Origin of the sequence: Candidatus Epulonipiscium viviparus (genome assembly GCF_030708075.1) — a bacterium.
In the GTDB taxonomy this organism is placed as follows: Bacteria; Bacillota; Clostridia; order Lachnospirales; family Cellulosilyticaceae; genus Epulonipiscioides; species Epulonipiscioides viviparus.
This window is the reverse complement of record NZ_CP117982.1, coordinates 905,398-924,046: the sequence shown is the minus strand read 5'-3', so window position 1 is coordinate 924,046 and position 18,649 is coordinate 905,398. Positions and strand designations below refer to the sequence as shown.

Below are 18,649 nucleotides of genomic sequence, written 5' to 3'. Positions count from 1 at the left end.
TATATAATTATACTACAAAAATTGGCATTATACAATTATGAAAGGATTTTTTATTATTATGGAAAAAACAGTCGATATTTTTTTTATGAGAGAAACTACTCAGTTTGCCGCCAAGGATTGGTTGGCAATATTAAATCTTATTTCAAATGAGATTATACAAAATAATGCAACAAATACAATTTCTTTAAGCAAAATTACGTGGAAAAAGTTAAACTCTGTATTAGAAAATATAGATTACACAGACAAAGCCTCGGGTAATATTCCCAAAAATTTGATTAACAAAGGAAAGGTAAAGGGTTTGCTAAATATTTTGAAATCTGCAGGTCTATTGGAGTTGGCTTGGAGAACAATAAGTACCTCAAACAAAGCGCGGGAGTTTAAGCGATATCCTGTTGAGGAACAGATGATATTTTTATATGATGCGTATATGAATAGTCAGCAGATATACGAAATTTTTGATATTCCGGAGACAGAGTTTGTTACTATGAAAACAAATCTGATTCGGGCTAGGCATTATTTGGTGACAACTCTAAAATACCTTCCTCAAAATGAATGGATTGATATTGCAGATATTAATGATACCCTGTGCAAGGCGAGAAGGAAATTTTTGGAAGATGATACCGGTTTTGTGTATATCAAAAACAAAAATTCATGGCATAATAATCAATTGGTTGATAATTGGAACAAGTTCGAAAAAAGGTTTATTGATGTTTGCATTATGAACTACTTTGTGAATTTGGGAATTGTTGATGTAGTCTATCAGATAGAAGAAGTAGAGAATAGCCCCGAGATTAAGCATATTTTTACTCCCAAATTTGTAAAATTGACTGCAATAGGAGCTTTTATAATTGGCGCATCAGAAGAGCTGGTTGATAGCACAGGGGTAAAGTTGATTCAAAACGACTTGATTGTCGATGAAAACCTGAATATTATTTTGGGTCCGAGCAAAAAAAAGCTTGCTCACGAAAAAACCTTAAATAATATTGCAACCAAAATTGAAAGCGGTGAAAATACAATATATAAACTAGATTTTGATATGGTTATAAAAGCTTTGGACCAAAAAATTGATCTCAATAAAATTTATGAATATATAGCAGAAGAAGCAACATCGCCTTTGCCGCAAATTGTAGCGGAGGCTTTTGATAAATGGAAAGCTGATCTAAAAAATATAAAAATTCGCACCATGACTGTTATAGAATGTAGCGATCAGGCAACGCAAGATGCGCTATTAGAAATCGCGAAAGTTAAGAAAAGCATGGTTGCGCAGCATCAAAATTTTATTGAAATTAAGTCTCAAGATAAATTAAAAATTAAGGATGAGCTTGAAAAAAACGGCTTGTTCTGTTTAATAGAAAGGTAAAGTTGAATGGACAATAGCGTAATTAAGAAGAGTGCGGCCAACATAGTGGTTTATCATAAGGGGTTGCAAGTATTTAACAACAACAAAGTTTCGGCAGTGGTAAAAGAAATTGATGGCGAAAACCTGATTTTATCGGGATATGTAGACAATGAAAACGCAGTAGTAACACTGGGTAATTCACTTACAAGCATAGTGGAGAGTCGGTGTACGTGTATTGATAGTAAAATTTATCCAGGAATGTGTAAACACTCAGTGGCGTTGGTTTTGGGATATATGGCAAATACAGCAGATATAAAATTTAAAACTGCCGAAGAAGCCGAGTTTGGTGATAACGCCGCATTGAACTCGTTGATCCAAATGTATGCAGATACGATTTATGATCTGGAACAATATCGCAGAGACTCCGACGCGATAACGGTAGAGCCGATATTTGTATTAGATACGAAAAATTATAAAGGAGTGTATGTACAACTTAAGGTAGGTCATAACAAAATGTTTACGGTTAAAAATATCGCCGAGATGGGAGCAGATATTAGATATGGATTTAGACGTGCTTTTGGTAGGAGCACAAATCTATTGCTTGCAATAAATAATTTTACAGCAAAGTCGGCCGCATTGGCAAAGATCATAAAGGATGGCGAATTTTTAGAATATGAAGGAGACAAAGCGTTGCTAAATGAAGCCGCAATGGAGAAGCTGTTTGAGCTATACTATAAAAAGAATACGCAATGTTGGCACGATACGGCTCCGGAGTTATCCTTTGTGATTGCAGCTGCGGGAGAATCATTTTGCCTTCGATGCTTGGAGATAGAGACCTTGCATTATATATATAACGAAAAATTTATTATTATGAAAGGGGAGCTGTTTAGAGTAGATGACAAATTTAGGAAAAAGATTAAGCCGTTGGTTGATACGCTACTAGCGCAGAGATATTATACGTTAACGTTTGAGGCAAACTATCTACCAGTGCTAACGCAATTGCTAGGTCCGGCGATAAAAAATTTAACATTGGACTTGCCAGAAAGGCTTATTTCACAGCCACTAATTGCAAGAGTCTATCTAGACCTGACATCTGCTAATGAGATTGAAGCAAAGATCGAGTATGAGTATAATGAGCGCATCTTTAATATTGGCAAAGACGAAATTCCGCAGGAGATAACAAGAGATATATTTAAGGAAAGGTATATTAAATCACTGCTAAGCAGATATAATTTTAAGCTAAAAGATGAATTTTTTGTGATAGCAGAAGATGAGGATGTATTTAATTTTTTGCTATCTGGAGTAGAAGACTTTGCTCGTTTTTGCGAGATATTCGTGAGTAGCGCGTTGCGGTCGAAGCAGATTAAAAAAGTGGGCAGCGCAAATATAAAAATTAAAACTAAAACCAATTGGATAGATATAAGCATAGAAGAGACAGGCATTCCCAAAGAGGAGATTTCGCTCTTGCTAGCCTCATATCGCGCAAAGAAGAAATATTATAAACTCAAGAGTGGTGAATTTATTGATATTACAGGAGAAGAGGCTGCAGAGCTTGACAAAGTAATTCAGGAGCTGGAGATAGACTTGGAAGGCGAAGAGGAATTTAGAATTTCTAAGCATAGAGCCTTATATTTAAATGAGCTATTAAAGGATAAGTCCAAAGATGTGGATGATGAATTTATACAAATTTCGAAGGATTTTGAGGAGACCAGTGAAGTGGAGGTGCCCGCGCCTATTGCACATGTGGTGCGTGATTATCAGATAGTTGGATATAACTTTATTATGACACTTGGCAAATATAATTTTGGTGGAATACTAGCAGATGACATGGGGCTTGGAAAGACTCTTCAGATGATAGCTGTATTTTTAACGCTTCCAAAAGATGCGATTTCGCTAGTGGTTTGCCCGACATCGCTTGTGCTAAATTGGGAAAAAGAGGTATCAAAATTTGCGCCGCAGCTAAAGCTGAAGATGGTAGTTGGCAATGCAAAAGCAAGATCGGAGTTGCTAAAGGATCTAGCAGATGTAAATATTGTAGTTACGTCGTATGACTCGATAAAGAGAGATATAGAGCTATATGAGCAACTACAATTTGAATATTGCGTATTGGATGAGGCTCATTATATTAAAAATAGTGCAACACAGAATGCAAAAGCGGTCAAAAGAGTTGTTGCCGCAAAGAGAATGGCGTTGACGGGTACACCAATAGAAAACTCGCTGATGGAGCTCTGGAGCATCTTTGACTTTATTATGCCAGGATATTTGTATTCCGAAAAAGAATTTAGGCAAAAGCTAGAGATACCGATCAGAAATGAAGAAGATTATGCCGCGGATAAGCTAAGATATATGATATCACCATTTATATTGCGGAGAATGAAAAAAGATGTACTCTCGGAGTTGCCAGAAAAAATAGAAACAACGATATATACGAAGTTGACACCGCAGCAAGAAGCAGTTTATGTTTCTCACGCGGCATCGGCAAAGAAAGAGCTTATGGCAGAAATAGCGGAAGATTCGCGTGAGAAGAATACTATCAAAATGCTAGCCGCACTGATGCGATTACGACAAATATGCGCGCATCCGAGTATATTTTTGGAAGATTATTTTGGAGGTAGCGCAAAGCTGGAAAGTGCGTTAGAGATAATTCAAGATTGCGTGGAAGCGGGGCACAAAGTACTATTGTTTTCACAATTTACCTCGATGCTAGCGATGATATCGCAAAAGTTGCATGAGAAAATGATTAGACACAACACGCTTAGGGGAGATGTGCGACCAAAAGATCGGATGAAGATGGTCGAAGAGTTTAACGAAGGAGATATGCAAGTATTTCTAATATCATTAAAAGCAGGTGGGGTAGGCTTAAATTTGACAGCAGCAGATATCGTGATACACTACGATCCATGGTGGAACTTATCCGCGCAAAATCAGGCAACAGACAGAGCATACAGAATGGGGCAAAAGAATACCGTACAAGTATTTAAGTTGATAGCAAAGAATACAATTGAGGAAAAGATAAAACAACTGCAGGATTCAAAAGCATTGCTTAGCGAAAGTATTTTGTCAAATGAGAATAAGATGATAAGTAGCCTATCGCAGGAGGAACTGATGGGGCTGTTTGATTAAGTTGATTTGAGAGGCTTCCCTATAACAGCGGAAGCTTTTGTTGCCTATAAACATTTTAATATCGCATCCGCAGCTTCTTCGACAGATAAAATAGTGTTCTCGAGAGGGAATCCGCGTGTAATCAATTCGTTGACAATATACTTGATTTGTGGAGGAGCAAGTCCGATGGCTTCGAGCTCTTTGGTGTGGGTAAAGATTTCTCGCGGAGTACCAGTAAAAGCAATGGTGCCGTTGTGCAATACGAGGAGCTTTTTGGCATATTTTGCCACATCCTCCATGCTATGCGAAATTAAAATTATAGTTATTCCCAGTTCTTGATGCATCTGTTTTAGTTGCATAAATAAATCGTCTCGGCCCTTGGGGTCTAGTCCAGCCGTAGGTTCGTCAAGCACCAGAATGTCGGGCTCCATGGCAATAACACCAGCAATAGCGACGCGACGCTTTTGTCCTCCCGAAAGCGAAAATGGTGCGTTATCCCAAAGGTTTTCGGGTAACGATACGGCACGAAGAGATTTGCGTACCCGCTCTTGGATGACTTCTTCGGAAAGCCCCAGGTTGCGAGGGCCGTATTCCACATCTTTGAGAACGGTAAGCTCAAACAGCTGATGCTCTGGGTATTGAAAAACTAGCCCCACCTTTTGCCGTATTGCTCGTTTATCAGTATCTTCCGCATTGATATCTATGCCATTAACTAGAACAGTACCAGATGTAGGCGTGATGAGGCCATTAAACATCTGAATAAGTGTAGACTTTCCAGAACCAGTGTGACCGATAATCCCAACGAAATCGCCTTTGTCTATAGAAAGAGAGATATTGGAGAGCGATTGCTTTTCGAATGGCGTGCCGGGGTTGTAGATATGAGAGAGATCAATTATTTCGATTGCTTTAGTTGACATAATGCAGTAGCCACCTCCTCGGTTGTAATAATCGTTGGGTCTAGGTTGAGACCTTTTTTGTTAAGTAGGTATACCAAATATGTGGCATCGGGAACATCAAGACCGATCTGCTTCAGTTTCTCTACATTTTGAAAGACCTGCTTGGGGGTGCCTTCAAAGCAAAGCTTGCCATGGTCCATTACAACAATGCGAGAAGCCACGATTGCCTCTTGCATATAATGAGTGATGTGAATGATGGTGATGCCGTATTCGCGGTTTAGCATTTGCATCGTCTCCATTACATGCTTTCGGCTGGTGGGGTCTAGCATGGCGGTTGCCTCATCAAACACGATGCACTTGGGTCGCATAGCAATAATTCCGGCGATGGCAATCTTCTGTTTTTGGCCTCCCGAAAGCTGGTTAGGAGATCGATTTTTAAATTGCGACATCCCCACGGTTTCTAATGCGGTATCAACGCGAGAACGGATCTCAGACGGTGGCAATCCAAGATTTTCGACGCCAAAAGCAACGTCTTCTTCCACGATGGTTGCCACGATTTGATTGTCGGGATTCTGAAATACCATTCCCACATTTTGGCGTACCGAGAAAATGTTTTTGTTATCGGCCATATCAAACCCATCTACAACCAAAATACCAGATTTTGCCTTTAAAATTCCGTTGATGTGCTTTGCAAAGGTGGATTTGCCAGAGCCGTTGTGTCCCAAAATTACTAAAAACTCTCCAGATGCAACATCAATAGAAAAGTCGTTGAGAGCCTTGATCGTTTCCACAACTTTGCCGTTGTCATCTTCTTGATAATATTCAAACAATAAATTTTTTGCTTCTATAAGTTTTTGCATATCTCACACCCTATCAGTTTTATTTTTATTGTAGCCAAAAGTTAAAAAAAATACAACACATATCAAATATTAATTTGCAGCTTGAATGGGGTCGAGATGTATCACCATTTCGATGCCTAGTGTATCGATAAAATAGTTTTCGATTCCGTCGACCAAGTCGTGGCTAGTGGTGATATCAACTCTAGAATCGACCTCAACATGAGCCGAAACATAAATTCTATCTGGCCCATACGAATGAATTAGCAGATCGTGAACTCCCAATACCCCATCATAAGATAAAATGTTTTCTCGGATAGTAGCAACAAGTGACTCGTCTGGCGCGGCACCGAGTAGCGGATCGATGGTCTCTTTGATTAGCATTGCGCCGGAGTAGATGATGAATGCTGCAACTGCAAAGCCGATGTATGCATCCAAGTTGAATCCTGTGTATTCAGAAATAGCGATCGAAAGCAAAATACCCAAGCTTACATATACATCGTTTAGGCTATCTTGTGCCGTGGCAAGGATGGTGGTAGATGCGATAACGGCACCAAGATGTGAATTAAATTTATATAGCCAAAATTTTATAGTTATAGAGAGTAGTAAAATGATATATGTAGATGTAGTGATGATGATTGTACCGCCGGATATAATTTCTTGAATGGAGCTAAAGATAATCTGAAATCCGATGGCTACGATAAACAAGGATATGATAAGCCCCGAAATATATTCTACTCTTGCATGGCCAAAGGGGTGCTTGTCATCTGCGGGTTTGGCTGCAATCTTAAAGCCTGCAATAGTGATGATAGAAGAGGTAAAATCTGAGAAATTATTCAGCGAGTCTGCAATGATGGAAAGGCTTCCGGAAATTAGCCCTATCACTAACTTCATAAAAAATAGTAATATATTTAGAGCAATGCCAACGGCTCCAGATAAAATTCCGTATTGCTCTCGGACGTGAGTATCAGTTTTGATGAAATGTGAGATTAAAAATCTAGTCATGATTGCCTCCTATTATTATAAAAGATGGTATAAAAAATCCTAAATTTGGCAATACTCCAAAAAAAGGAGTGAAAAAAATGCTAGTATCAGTTTTTAGAATAATGCTATTAACTATTTCGGGTTACTTATATTATTTGTTTATATTCAAAGATATGAATTCTACGCCAATGGGTATAGAAATAGTATTGATGGTTTCCTTACTAGTGGCTATGATATTTACAAAATTAAAAGCAAGCCGAATGTTTGATGAAAAATCAGATATAGAAATTATCGATACAATGGATCAGGGCACATTTGTGAATTATATTAGCGAGTTATATAAGCATACGGGCTACGCTGTAAATCTCCCAAGTGATGCCGAAAAAAAATATTGCGATATTATAGTCTATCATCGACGTGGAAAAATATGTGTGAAATGTTTTAATCACGAAATCGATTTAACAAAAACAGATTTAGGAGCCTTTAAAAAGCAAAATGTGGAGTATAAACGAACCAAGTTTATTATAGTGGCCAATTCGTTTTGTGACGAAGAACTGAAACAGCAATTATGGAAAGATAAAATAGAAGTGTTTGAGAGAGATTTTCTAGAGGGCACATTAAAAAAATTGCGGGAGCTGCGAGAAAAGAGGGATTTATCATTTAAACTTTCCAATAGATTTGCTAAATAACTATTAAAGGAGAAGGCTATGATTACAATTGGAGTGACCGGAGGTATTGCAGCATATAAAGTGATAGATGTTGCAAGTGCATTGAAAAAGTTGGGGTACGAAATACAGGTGGTGATGACTAAAAATTCAACAGAGTTTGCAGCACCGCTGGCATTTGCAACAATAACGGGAAAGCCAGTTATAACTGATATGACAGATGGCGATGGAGAAGTTTTACACATTGAAATCGCTAAGAAGTCGAAAATCATTCTCATTGCACCAGCCACAGCGAACATAATTGCCAAGCTGCGAGCTGGAATTGCAGATGACTTTTTAACGACGATGGTATTAGCCACAAAGGGAACAGTTGTTCTGGCGCCAGCAATGAATTCAAATATGTATACAAATCCAGTTGTACAAGAGAACATTTCAGTATTAAAGTCGAGAGGATATTTGGTTATAGAGCCGGATAGCGGAGTTCTTGCTTGCGGAGATGTTGGAGTTGGCAAACTACCAGATGCAGTTAAGATTACTGCCTATATAAAAGATCTAAACGATAAACCTGCTGTTGACCAAGACCTGCTGGGCAAGAAATATCTCATTACCGCCGGAAGAACTGTCGAAGCAATCGATCCGATGCGATACCTAAGTAATTATTCGACTGGAAAGATGGGGTATGCCCTCGCTGAAATGGCAAAGGATAGAGGAGCGGAAGTGATATTAGTATCTGGGCCAACAAATCTAACGCCACCAGCAGGGGTAACAGTTGTGGAGGTGATATCGGCGCGAGATATGTATAAAGCAGTGCATGAGAATTATACAGATGTGGATGTGGTTATAAAGGCCGCCGCAGTAGCAGACTTTAGGCCAAAAGAAGTTCAAGCAGAAAAAATAAAAAAAGGTGATGACAAACTGGTTTTGGAGCTGGTAAAAAATCCAGACATTCTAAAGAGTTTAGGAGATACTAAAAAAAATCAGATATTGGTTGGATTTGCGGCAGAGAGTCAAAACGTAATAGAAAATGCCACAGAGAAGCTGAAGTCAAAAAATTTGGATATCATCGTTGCCAACAATATAAAAGAAGAGGGCGCAGGATTTAGTGCCGATACTAATATTGCAACAATTATAGAAAGAGATGGCACCGTGAGTTTCATTCCAAAAATGTCAAAAAAAGAGTTAGCAAATATCATTTTAGATAAGACGAAAAGAGGGAGATAGGCATTGCTACTTACAATAGATATAGGAAATACACACATCGTTTTGGGACTAATGAAAAAGGATCAGGTGATTTGGAGCTTTAGAATGACAACACAGCAGGCGAGGACTTCTGATGAGTATGGCGTAACTATAATTCAGATGCTTCATAGTAATGGCATAGATGTAAAAGATATAGAAGATGTAATTGTGTGCTCTGTTGTTCCAAACGTGATGTTTAGCCTAAAGAATAGCATCATACGATATCTAGGCAAGATGCCATATATTGTTGGGGAAGGTCTAAAAGTGGGCATTGCAATACGAACGGATAATCCTCGGGCGGTAGGTGCAGATAGGATAGTAAACTCCGTTGCGGCATTCAATATTTATGGTGGCCCATGTATGGCAATAGATTTTGGAACCAGCACGACATATGACATTACCAACGAAAAGGGAGAATTTATAGGAGGGCTGATTACGCCAGGGATAGGAATTTCGGCGGAGGTGATGTCTCAGAGAGCGGCGCAACTTCCTGTTATAGAGATCAAGAAGCCAAAAAGTATTTTAGACTGCAAAAACACGGTCGCTAGTATGCAAGGAGGGCTGGTTTATGGGTATATTGGCCAGGTAGAATATATTGTGAAGAAAGCTAAAGAAGCGCTAGGTAACAACATGACTATTATTTCTACAGGAGGCCTTGGCAGAATTATTCAAAGCGAAACTGATATGATTGATCTCCATGATAAATATTTGACGCACAAAGGATTACAAATTATATACGATAAAAATAAGAAAGAAGAATTATAAGAAGGGAATTTTAAATCATGAATAAATTAGCAGATATAATGTTTGGGAATATAGATAAAAAACCAGAGGATTTTCAATACCCTAAACGAGATTTGCCGGCAGGGGCACAAGTAACCAGATACGCTCCAAGCCCAACAGGATTTCAGCACATTGGCGGAGTGTTTGCAGCATTGGTGGCCGAGAGAGTTGCAGCATTAAGCAATGGCATATTTTTCCTGAGAATTGAAGATACTGATCAAAAGCGAGAAGTTGCGGGGGCAATAGAGGACACAATAGCCACAATGCATAAGTATGGAATAGACTTTGCAGAAGGACAGGAGACTGATTCCACATATAAGGGCAACTATGGACCATATAAGCAAAGTGAACGCAAAGAGATCTACCAAACATTTGCAAAAGATTTAGTGCGTCAGGGAAAGGCATATCCATGCTTTGCGACGCCAGAAGAACTAGAGGAGCTAAGAAATAATCAGATCGAGAAAAAAATTACTCCAGGATATTATGGCGAGTATGCTAAGTATAGAAATTTATCACCAGAAGAAGCAATTGCAAAGATAGAAGCAGGGACGCCGTATATTGTTCGCTTAAAATCTGCAGGCAATGGAGAGAGAGAACATTTTGTTGATCTAATTAAGGGCGAAACTTCTTTTCCTGAAAATAATCAAGATGTGGTAATTATAAAGCAAGATGGGCTTCCAACATATCATTTTGCACATGTTGTAGACGATGCGCTGATGGGGACCACAATAGTTAGCCGAGGAGAGGAGTGGCTGTCGTCGCTGCCGATTCATTTGGAGCTATTTGAGGTGCTGGGCTTAAAGCGTCCAGAATATGCGCACATTCCAACAATCATGAAGATGGATGGCAAATCAAAACGCAAGCTTTCGAAACGTAAAGACCCAGAAAGTGCGGTGACATACTACGACGAGGAAGGTTACCCAGTTGTTTGCGTAATCGAATATTTGCTGAATATCATCAACTCAACCTACGAAGTTTGGAGAGCCGAGAATAAAGATAAAGACTACCATAAATTTCCTGTAGCATTAAATAAGATGAGTAAGAGTGGAGCTTTATTTGACATTATAAAACTGGACGATGTAAGCCGTGAGATCATCTCTAGAATGAGTGGAGACGAGATGTATGCGCTATATGTTGCATGGGCAAAAAAATACGATCCAGAAATGTATGAATTGGCGGTCGCTAATGCAGCGGGGCTAAAGAAATTTTTTGCAATTGACAAGGATACCGCAAAGCCGCGAAAAGATTTTGCAAAGTGGAGTGAAGTTAGAGAAAAAGTTGTGTACCTATTTGATAAAATTTTTGCAAAAGAGACAACTACGGAGTTGCCTAAAGGCGTAACGATGGAGCAAGCAAGACAGATCATTGCGGAATATAAGAAAGCCTATGTGCATACGCATCAGTCGCAAGAGGAGTGGTTTAACCATCTCAAAGATTTTGCGACAGAGATTGGCTATTGTGCAAATAAGAAAGAGTTTAAGAGCAATCCAGAAAAGTATAAAGGAATGATTCAGGACGTGGCGGGTGCCGTGAGAGTGGCATTGACGCATCGAATTAATACGCCAGACTTGTTTGTAATTATGCAAATTTTGGGAGAGAAAGAAGTTTTATCAAGATTTAACGAGTTTATTAAGGAGTAGTTGAAAGTGTTAGAAGTAATAGTGATGTTGTTGGTAATAATAGCGGCAGCCCCAACTGTTATTGCTATTGTATCGGTGGGATTATCCATAGTATTTGCAGTACTGGGAGGATTGATTGCATTGGTGGTGGCAGTGATAGGAGCGGTCGCATCGATGATCTTGGCAGCAGCTGTGACTATTGCAACAAGCTTAGGTGAGAGGGCTAGATCAAAAAAAGAAGAGGTTGAGGAAATAAAACAAGGAGCCATATCTTCTGTAAGCTCTGCAAACGAAAGAGAAGGCTCCTTTTAGTTGTGAGGTTAATCGCGAGTTACGTTGTTAATCCATTTAAAGCTTAGTAGCCTGATTAGCGCGCAAGTTGATTTTAAAACTTCATCGACACGAATAATGCAAAATACAGCGATGACTGGTAGTTTCCATACAAATGCACTGACAAAGCCAAGTGGGAGCGCTACCAGCCACATAAATATTACGTCGTTGATGAGTACAAAGGTGTTATCTCCACCAGCTCGCAACATTCCGACGTTAGTAGTATTTGCCAATGCCTGAAAGACGATGATGACTGAGTTTACTAGCATAATATCCATAGCAAAGCTCTTGGTTGCTGCAGAAACATTATAAAAATCCACGACAAATGGACGAGATATGAAAACGAGGCAACCAGAAATAACAGCGAGTACTGTGATAGATAACAGTATAGTAAACGAAGCATCCTTGGTCTTTTTGTATGCACCCTCGCCGATAGAGTTGCCAATAATTACAGATGCGGAGCTGGATAAGGCGTATATAAAGACGGTCATAAACTGGTTGACGACGTTGGCTATGCTGTTGGCGGCAACAACCTCGGTGCCCATTCTGCCAACTATTACAGACATCGTCGCGCTGCCGACAGACCAAATAAGTTCATTTACAACAACAGGGCTTGTAATCTTAATAAAATCTATAAGCAACGATTTATCGGCTCTTTTAAAAATATCCCAACGTAATTTAATTTTGGTGTCAAAAAATTTGATAAATATAATTGAGATGATAAACTCTGTGATGCGAGCAATGACAGTTGCAATTGCCGCGCCGATTACACCCAATTCGGGGGCTCCTAAATTTCCAAAAATTAACAGCCAGTTAAAAAATACGTTTACTAATAGACTAGCACCATATATTACAATCGAAATTTTTACAGTTTGAACAGATCGAAATGCCATAACAGTGCAGTTTGAAATTGATGCAAATATGTATCCAATGCAAACTATTCGTAAATATTGTTCACCTATGGACCTGGTGAAGCGCGCGAGGCAGACATCGGCATTGCGGGAGGAAACGGCTCTGGAATTATTTTTAAAAAGGGTCAAATCATCCGCAAAGTACCCGAAGACGAGCTATTCACTACTTTTTGCAAAGAGTTCCAAAGTTTACTATAGGCCCTCCGGCACTTCATCAGCTGCAATCCATTTTGTAAACCTATAATTATATTTACTGTCATTGGCAGATTTTTCTATTGTTTCTACACACACAAATTTGTTGCGATACTCCGGAAATGCAGCATCTCCATCAATGTTGACATCCACTTCTGTTATATACAGCTCCTCTGCATATGGCATAAATAGCTCATAAATTTGACCTCCACCTATTACAAACGCATCTTCTTCTCTTGCAATGATCAGGGCTTCCGCAAAGTTTGTCACCACCTCGACACCTGCTATTTTCAAATCCGTATTTGTAGTCAACACTATATTTCGGCGATTTGGCAGCGGGCGCCCTATACTGTTAAAGGTTTTACGTCCCATTATCACAGTCTTGGCGGTAGTCATCTTTCTGAAGTAGTTCATATCTTCTTTTATATTCCAAGGCAGCTCATTTGCTATTCCTATTTGTCCATTTTTCGATACAGCAACTATCATCTTTATCACACTGCCACCTCAGCTTTGATCGCTTTATGCGGATTGTAATCTAGCAACTCAAAATCTTCATATCTAAAGTCAAAAATTGAATCCACTTTGCGCAATATTCGAATTTTGGGCAGTGATTTAGGCTCTCGCTTTAGCATCAACTTTACTTGCTGCAAATGGTTTGTATAAATGTGAGCATCCCCTATAGTATGGACAAAATCTCCCACCTCTAAATCGGTTACAGCTGCTATCATGTGCACTAATAAAGAATAAGACGCAATGTTAAATGGCACCCCCAAAAACGTATCTGCCGAACGCTGGTACATCTGGCACGACAGTTTTCCTTCTTCTTTTTTTTTTTTTTTTTTTTTTCTTTTTTTTTTTTTTTTTATGCCAAACATAAAATTGAAAAAAACATATGGCATGGCGGAAGCGCCATCTTTTCTATCTCTGGGACATTCCAAGCAGTTACAATCAACCTTCTAGAATCAGGATTAGACTTAATTTCTTCTATTACATGTGCAATCTGATCAACTCCCGAAAAGCTTCTCCATTGCGCTCCATAAACTGGGCCCAAATCTCCGTTTTCATCCGCCCATTCATCCCAAATATGAACATTTTTATCCACAAGATATTTTATATTTGTATCTCCACTCAAAAACCATAGCAATTCATGTGCAATCCCCTTAAAGTAAGTCCGCTTTAAAGTCACCAACGGAAATCCCTCTGCTAAATTAAAGCGCATCTGATATCCAAATGTACTGATCGTCCCTACACCTGTTCTATCTTCCTTATAAACTCCGTTATCCATAATATACTGAACCAAATCTTTATATTGCTTCAAAAATACACCTCACCTCATTAGTTATATATATAAGTATTCCCACTATCAATATGCAATTATAACTGTACTCATAAAATTTTTTTTTACTTACTTGCAATAACCATCAAATTTAACATAAATCTTTTTTCAAAACTATTAAAATTAGATTAATTTATTATTGTCAAGGTTTTACGAGCAATAATATAGTTTGTATATATTACATGCAAATTACAAAATATTCCTGTTTGTTGACTTTTAATCATAATTAGAATATACTTCCATGTATAGTTAGGTATAATTTTTTTTCTGCCTACTACATATAAATATAAAAGCCAAACAAAGCTAAAAGTGATTGCAATACATAAACGCATTGACAGCTTGTGCCTACCGAAAAAATAAACAGCTTTTGGCTTTACATTTTGGAATTATCGCAAACCACAAGGAGGATTTCTACATGAAATTAAAGCAAAAATTAGCAATGGTTTTAGCAGCAACTACTATAGCCACAACCATACCAGTTACAACCAGTGCCATCAATTTAGCAGTTAATAAAGAATCTATGACCACACAAGTCAAAGATAACTATAATAAATACTGGTATATTAAATTAGAAGATTATCAAGTAAAAAACGAAGCTTCAAATTTAATTATCTACAATAATAATAACGATATCTTGTATGGTGCACGTAGTCCATTATTTTTTGAGATAATAGGTACAGATATCGAATTCGCCTCTACGTATTATACCGAAACAAAAGGAAACGATGCCTTCAACGAGGAAGTCGATTTGGAAGACTATACCTTAGTAGAAGATGACACAATCCAAATTCCATCCAACGCCGTATTTGCAGTAGAAGATATTTCAGCAGATAACGATGGCTCCTATGTTGCCGAAATGGGAGGGTTACCTAACAGACTTTTTGCTATTGACGAAGATGGAAACTATACTTCTTATGTATCTACATCTTATGCTTCCAAAAAACGTTATCTCAATAATGCTGCAACAAACGCTACCTATGCAGAAAACAAGACAACATCTATTGACGAAGCGTATTTCTTCGCCGAAGCTAAAAACAACGATGGCGTTCCTATTTATATAAATTTGACAGAAAACGGCAGTCAATTAAGCCCCAATTTTACTTCTATCAAAGACGTGAATCCTCAAGAGATTACCCATATCATTAAGCCTAATGAGGGCAACATCAATACTGGCAGCTTCAACACCGCTTTTTCTTTCGTCGATCCTGCTACTAGCAATCCACTAAACGGCCAACTATATCTAAAAGAGTTTACTATATCTCCAGATAGATACAATGACCAAACTCTTGCTGTTGAAATTTATCAAAATATGAACAGAAATTTAGATTCTCGTGTATATGTACCTATGGCATTCACAGTTACTGGTAAATCTCCATCTATCAAAGTAGACGGTGACGAAATTTTTGCTAATAAACTTACACTTAGTTCAAATTCAGAAGTTAGTGGCGATCTTATAGACATAAATTTAAACAGCAAAGGGCAAGTAGCTGTTGATGGTAGCGGCAAACTCGGCGTATTTGAATTAGAAGAGAAGCAAGAATATGTATTTTCTGGCGAATTTTTTGCAACCGGAAAAGACTGGGAAGGTGATTTTTATCTTGATCCAGATGACGATACAGATGGTGGCACCACAGGTGGCGGAGCATTTTTACTTCAACTTCAGGCCAAAAATTTAGAATTTGCTCTAAACGAAGGCGACAGATACTGGGACGAGTGGGAAATAGATGAGAGCAACAAAGTCACTTCCGAACCTGGTACTCTTCAAAATCATATTCAATTAAGTGGTGGCTTACGCGGAAAAGAAGACTATGTTCAAATAGAAGTGTTGGCAGTAGAAGAAAACGAAATGTTAATCCGAGTTATTGATACTACTGATACGTACAGTCAACGCAACTACGAAGGAGCTATCGAATTCCATAATTTACCTGTAGAAATAGCGTCAAGGCATGACGAACTTGATCTTGGCGATATCGAACTCACTGTTACACAGGTTGAAGATATCGAGTACAAAAACAAGGGCGGAGATATAGGTCTTTTTGATTACGATGATGCCAACGAAGCCGAAGAAGAATTTGTCATAGCCAAAGTTGTCGACGAAGACGTTACATTTGAAGTTTTAGACGACGTCGACTTAGTTGCAGGGCAAGATTCTGGTACAATCGAAATACGTCTTGGCGAACTCATTGCTGGCTCCATTGATTCTAGAGATGAATTTTTTATCAGTTTCATTAATGCTGACATTGTCAGTGGCAGTTTAGAAAATGTTGAATTCCATTTTGATAGTGGCGACCTAGCAAATGATCCTGATAATATCTTATACGAAGATGATGGTGAATATATATTAGACCTTGACGCTATGTATGATGAATTAGAAAAAATTGGATTTCTTTCTGGCAGCAACGACCAAAAAGAAGACGATTGGCACGATATTCTGTCAGAACTCGAATTCGAACTGGAGATAGAAGCTCAGGCAGGCGTTTCAGGCACTATGCAAATGGTCATCGAAAGTGATAATTTTAAAGAAGAAGAAATATCTTTTGCTATCGGAACAGTCTCACCTTCATTTAGAGTCAGTGCACCTCCTGTTCTAATTAATTTAGGTGTCAAAGATCAATCAACCGGCAAAATTACCTTCACAGAAACTGATGAAGAAATGTTCAAAGATGGCACCGAAATTATCCTAGCTATCGAAGATCTTGGCTCTAGCAACAAAACCTTTGACGATGCAGACGTTTATACCGACAAAAACTCTGGACTAGACGTTGATGCCAACTTTGAAGACGGTTTACTTGTTCTAGAAATTACAGACGAATCTGATGACGGACCTGGTACAATTACGATAGAAAATATCGTTTTCGACATTTGGGCAGGCACTCCAAGAGGCGGTTACGACTTATATATCGGTGGTAACGCTGTAGAATTCTCTAACAGTACTTATGATCAACTCTATGATGATAATGACAAAGACGAAGACGATATTTTTGATGCGTTTGTAGATGAATCTGATATCACTGTTGCAGATTATTTGACCGTTGGCGCCGAAGCAACAGAACCAGAAACTCCTAAAGTTGTTACAGTTGTTGACTTTAGATCAGGCACAACTACAGTAAATGGTCAACGTGTTTCTATGACATCCAGACCTTATATCACTCCTGCAGGATGGTCAATGATCGGTGTACGTGATATTGCAACATTCTTTGGAATAGATGAACAGCAAATCGCATATGGTCATGACGAAAACAATGTTATGAACGTAACTATTACAAACGGGCCAATCGGAGCTCCAGGATCCACCCTTGTAACTGTTAAACATGGATCAAAAATTCTTATGGTAAACGGAACTCCTGTAATTATGGGTGAACCAATGACTATCGGCTCTGATAACCGTGCCTATGCTCCTATCAGACCAATCGCCGAAGCACTTGGATTAACTGTAGATTGGAACAACGCCACCAGTACAGCAACATTCCAAAATTAATACTATAACTCACAAGGGAGATTAGTTGCTCCCTCTTTTTTTGTCTTTTTTTATGATAATCAAGTCTCTATGCCACTATATGGCAATGATTATATTTCTTTAAAATTTGTACAATGGTATTTTTTCATAAAATTACTTCAATAAATCAAGCAATAGCAATGAAATATTTATGGCAAATCTTGGACTTTTTTGACTTATTTGTGTAATATCGGTACAATTAGTTACATTATAGTTACGAATTGACATTTTTTGTTGACTATTTATAACGCTTATAATATAATTCTAGGGGTAGATTGAGAATATCTCATAATTATGTTAAATATAAAAGCCAAAGAAAATCCAAAAGCATATATATTTTTTTATTATATTTTTAACTTGCTTTTGGCAAAAGAAAGTTCTAGTACGCATAATATTAAGGGGGATTTAAAATGAAACTACGTCAGAAATTAGCAATGGTTATGGCGGCAGCTATGGTCACTTCTGCTACACCCGTTATAACTCGTGCCGTTATTGTTGATGTCGTCAAGGAATCGATGACCACCGACAGTGAGTACAATAAATACGGTTATTACCAAGAAGAAGATGGCGATATATATCCAGCGCAAAACCAAGCCATCAATTTGCAAATCAGAAATAATAGCAGTGATTTATATCCTCTCCAAGAAAGTCACTTGCCTGCTATTGTAGAGATTACTTCCAAGGATATTTCTTTTGATGAAAACCTATTTCAAGAAACTTACAAGGATCTCGATGGATATACATTACAATATGATACAATGCTTTCTTCTTATGATTATAAAGATCCCGAACCACTAAATCGTAAATACCCCTACGCTCTTGCGGATAATTCAAAACGCAACGATCGTCAGCTTGCATCAGATTTAACTAGTGGCTCAGAAGCAGGACCCGGAGGTAGTAATGATTCCTCTGGCAAGCATA

General features: G+C 38.3%; 16 protein-coding genes and 1 pseudogene. 10 read left to right on the top strand and 7 right to left on the bottom strand.

Going from position 1 to position 18,649, the window contains the following annotated elements:
- The first annotated feature begins 58 nt into the window (after positions 1 to 58).
- Together PCY70_RS03575 and PCY70_RS03570 are read left to right on the top strand one after the other, a co-directional pair.
- Positions 59 to 1,360, top strand: a complete 1,302-nt coding sequence (locus PCY70_RS03575; RefSeq protein WP_010168986.1) for a hypothetical protein — start codon at positions 59 to 61, stop codon at positions 1,358 to 1,360.
- Positions 1,361 to 1,366: 6 nt separating this feature from the next.
- Complete coding sequence (locus PCY70_RS03570; protein ID WP_305768465.1) at positions 1,367 to 4,462, top strand: DEAD/DEAH box helicase; 3,096 nt, start codon at positions 1,367 to 1,369, stop codon at positions 4,460 to 4,462.
- A 44-nt stretch (positions 4,463 to 4,506) separates the two neighbouring features.
- Here the strand turns inward: PCY70_RS03570 and PCY70_RS03565 are convergent, their stop codons facing one another.
- The 3 genes from PCY70_RS03565 to PCY70_RS03555 form a co-directional block, all read right to left on the bottom strand.
- Positions 4,507 to 5,358: an energy-coupling factor transporter ATPase gene (locus PCY70_RS03565; RefSeq protein WP_305768464.1), complete on the bottom strand. Its 852-nt coding sequence runs from the start codon at positions 5,356 to 5,358 to the stop codon at positions 4,507 to 4,509.
- Positions 5,334 to 6,197 (bottom strand): energy-coupling factor transporter ATPase, encoded by an 864-nt coding sequence (locus tag PCY70_RS03560; RefSeq protein ID WP_029488345.1) that lies wholly within the window; start codon positions 6,195 to 6,197, stop codon positions 5,334 to 5,336. Before PCY70_RS03560 ends, PCY70_RS03565 begins: the two co-directional genes overlap by 25 nt.
- A 69-nt stretch (positions 6,198 to 6,266) precedes the next feature.
- The gene (locus tag PCY70_RS03555) at positions 6,267 to 7,178 is read right to left on the bottom strand and encodes a cation diffusion facilitator family transporter (protein WP_305768463.1); all 912 of its coding nucleotides are present in this window, start codon (positions 7,176 to 7,178) and stop codon (positions 6,267 to 6,269) included.
- 77 nt (positions 7,179 to 7,255) lie between these two features.
- On the opposite strand from PCY70_RS03555, the gene PCY70_RS03550 reads away from it, so the two are divergent.
- Genes PCY70_RS03550 through PCY70_RS03530 form a run of 5 tightly spaced genes read left to right on the top strand, consistent with a single transcriptional unit; the run spans position 7,256 to position 11,775 of the window.
- Positions 7,256 to 7,846: a restriction endonuclease gene (locus PCY70_RS03550; protein ID WP_029488347.1), complete on the top strand. Its 591-nt coding sequence runs from the start codon at positions 7,256 to 7,258 to the stop codon at positions 7,844 to 7,846.
- Positions 7,847 to 7,864: 18 nt separating this feature from the next.
- Complete coding sequence (gene coaBC, locus PCY70_RS03545) at positions 7,865 to 9,043, top strand: bifunctional phosphopantothenoylcysteine decarboxylase/phosphopantothenate--cysteine ligase CoaBC (protein WP_305768462.1); 1,179 nt, start codon at positions 7,865 to 7,867, stop codon at positions 9,041 to 9,043.
- A 3-nt stretch (positions 9,044 to 9,046) separates the two neighbouring features.
- Positions 9,047 to 9,826 (top strand): type III pantothenate kinase, encoded by a 780-nt coding sequence (locus PCY70_RS03540; RefSeq protein WP_029488348.1) that lies wholly within the window; start codon positions 9,047 to 9,049, stop codon positions 9,824 to 9,826.
- Positions 9,827 to 9,843: 17 nt separating this feature from the next.
- Entirely contained in the window at positions 9,844 to 11,484 is a 1,641-nt protein-coding gene (gene gltX / locus PCY70_RS03535) for a glutamate--tRNA ligase (protein ID WP_305768461.1), read from the top strand.
- Positions 11,485 to 11,490: 6 nt separating this feature from the next.
- Complete coding sequence (locus tag PCY70_RS03530) at positions 11,491 to 11,775, top strand: hypothetical protein (protein ID WP_010168998.1); 285 nt, start codon at positions 11,491 to 11,493, stop codon at positions 11,773 to 11,775.
- A gap of 8 nt (positions 11,776 to 11,783) precedes the next feature.
- Here PCY70_RS03530 and PCY70_RS03525 read toward each other — a convergent pair whose 3' ends face one another.
- Positions 11,784 to 12,755, bottom strand: coding sequence for an MATE family efflux transporter (locus PCY70_RS03525; RefSeq protein WP_330697053.1), 972 nt, complete (start codon positions 12,753 to 12,755; stop codon positions 11,784 to 11,786).
- Here PCY70_RS03525 and PCY70_RS03520 point away from each other — a divergent pair.
- Positions 12,756 to 12,902: pseudogene (locus PCY70_RS03520) on the top strand (flavodoxin-dependent (E)-4-hydroxy-3-methylbut-2-enyl-diphosphate synthase); the annotation flags it as partial.
- On the opposite strand, the gene PCY70_RS03515 reads toward PCY70_RS03520, so the two are convergent.
- The 3 genes from PCY70_RS03515 to thyA (PCY70_RS13900) all read right to left on the bottom strand — a co-directional run bounded on the left by PCY70_RS03515 (position 12,897) and on the right by thyA (PCY70_RS13900) (position 14,214).
- On the bottom strand, positions 12,897 to 13,382 hold the full coding sequence (locus PCY70_RS03515; protein WP_305768938.1) for a dihydrofolate reductase: 486 nt from the start codon (positions 13,380 to 13,382) through the stop codon (positions 12,897 to 12,899). The pseudogene PCY70_RS03520 and the gene PCY70_RS03515 sit on opposite strands and share 6 nt — an antisense overlap.
- A 5-nt stretch (positions 13,383 to 13,387) precedes the next feature.
- The gene (gene thyA / locus PCY70_RS13905) at positions 13,388 to 13,696 is read right to left on the bottom strand and encodes a thymidylate synthase (RefSeq protein ID WP_465221473.1); all 309 of its coding nucleotides are present in this window, start codon (positions 13,694 to 13,696) and stop codon (positions 13,388 to 13,390) included.
- Between the two features lie 62 nt (positions 13,697 to 13,758).
- Positions 13,759 to 14,214: a thymidylate synthase gene (thyA, locus tag PCY70_RS13900; protein ID WP_465221472.1), complete on the bottom strand. Its 456-nt coding sequence runs from the start codon at positions 14,212 to 14,214 to the stop codon at positions 13,759 to 13,761.
- Between the two features lie 433 nt (positions 14,215 to 14,647).
- On the opposite strand from thyA (PCY70_RS13900), the gene PCY70_RS03505 reads away from it, so the two are divergent.
- Together PCY70_RS03505 and PCY70_RS03500 are read left to right on the top strand one after the other, a co-directional pair.
- A complete protein-coding gene (locus tag PCY70_RS03505) occupies positions 14,648 to 17,710 on the top strand; it encodes a copper amine oxidase N-terminal domain-containing protein (protein ID WP_305768337.1) in 3,063 nt (1,020 codons plus the stop codon).
- Between the two features lie 428 nt (positions 17,711 to 18,138).
- A partial coding sequence (locus PCY70_RS03500; RefSeq protein ID WP_305768460.1) for a hypothetical protein occupies positions 18,139 to 18,649 on the top strand: 511 nt, incomplete at its 3' end.